Source organism: Vibrio sp. JZG120 (assembly GCF_053890955.1).
Genome location: NZ_JBSRRK010000050.1, coordinates 1 through 533, shown reverse-complemented (window position 1 = coordinate 533; position 533 = coordinate 1). Strand labels below are relative to the sequence as shown.

The window sequence follows — 533 nt, the reverse complement described above, 5'->3', positions numbered from 1 at the left end:
GTCTCACAACTCTCCGAAATCCTCAGCGCATCTTCAATCTCAACACCAAGGTATTCAATCGTACTTTCTAACTTAGCATGACCAAGAAGTAACTGGATAGCACGTAAGTTCTTGGTTTTGGCGTAGATCAAAGAAGCCTTGGTGCGACGTAGCGAATGTGTGCCGTACTGAGTTTTGTCTAAACCGATATCAGTCACCCAACGATTAACCATCGTCGTGTAGTAATGGTAAGAGATTGGTTGCCCTTCACGGCGTGGGCTTGGGAATACATAGTCGGTTGGTGTCAGACCATTCAGGATTATCCATTGAGATAAGGTTTGCTGAGTCTTAGGCGTGATCTCGAAGTGCACTTCTTGATGGGTTTTCTGTTGCTTCACAATCGCTCGTGACATAACGCAGCCACTGCGGCTAACGTCTTGTACCTTTAGGTTACGCAAGTCACACGCTCTGAGTTTGCTATCAATGGCAAGGTTAAACAGCGCCAATTCAAATAACCGTTCCTCAAGCTCCAAACGAATGCGGATGCGCCAAAT

Annotated in this window: 1 protein-coding gene; it reads right to left on the bottom strand. The window is 46.2% G+C overall.

The features are described from left to right. Positions 1 to 533, bottom strand: a 533-nt coding sequence (locus tag ACWPOD_RS23745) for a tyrosine-type recombinase/integrase (RefSeq protein WP_456232308.1), incomplete at both ends; no start/stop codon positions are given.